The following is a 742-nucleotide window of genomic DNA, read 5'->3' on the forward strand; positions in this document are numbered from 1 at the left end:
ACGTTGCCGGGTTCTGGCGCATCTTGCCCCGCTGGCTCGCCGAGCACGGCCCCGCGGTACTGCTGCTCGACCACGTCAACAAGGACCGCGAGACCCGCGGCCGATGGGCCACCGGCTCACAGCACAAGCTGTCCGGCCTCAACGGGTGCGCGTTCGTGCTGGAGAACATCACCCCGCTCGCCCCCGGCCAGACCGGCAAGTCGCGCGTACGGGTGGCCAAGGACCGCCCCGGACAGGTCCGCCGCAACGCCCTGCCCGGCACAGGCGGGGCGCTGCACTGGTTCGGTGACTTTGTGGTCGAGCCACAGCCCGACGGCTCCGCCCTCGCGTCCCTGCCCGCCCCCGCCGAGCGCGAGGGACCGTTCAGGCCGACCGCGCTCATGCACAAGGTGTCCGACGCCCTCGCCGCCGCCCGCGTGCCGCTCAGCGTCCGCGGAGTCCTCGACCGCGTCCCTGGCAAACAGGACGCCGTACGCCGCGCCCTGGCTGCCTTGGTGGACGAGGGATACGCCACCGTCACCCCCGGCCCCCGGGGCGCCCAACTCCACACGCTCATAAGCCCGTTCACCGAAGAAGACAGCAGCGCAGCGTAGGACCGTGGCCCACCGTCACCCAACCGTATCGGGGCCACGGTGCGGCACGGCCGTATGACCGTGTCCCAGTGTCCCTATAGGGGACACGGTCAACCGGGCCACAGTCACCACGCCACACAACCCGCCGGGACACACTCACCGTCTCCCCG

The 742-nt window shown here is 71.6% G+C and carries 1 pseudogene; it reads left to right on the forward strand.

The window, feature by feature from the left end:
* Positions 1-593 (forward strand): annotated as a pseudogene (locus IE225_RS32730) (AAA family ATPase); the annotation flags it as partial.
* Between the last annotated feature and the right edge of the window lie 149 nt (positions 594-742).

Origin of the sequence: Streptomyces echinoruber, from assembly GCF_014651135.1 — a bacterium.
In the GTDB taxonomy this organism is placed as follows: Bacteria; Actinomycetota; Actinomycetes; order Streptomycetales; family Streptomycetaceae; genus Streptomyces; species Streptomyces echinoruber.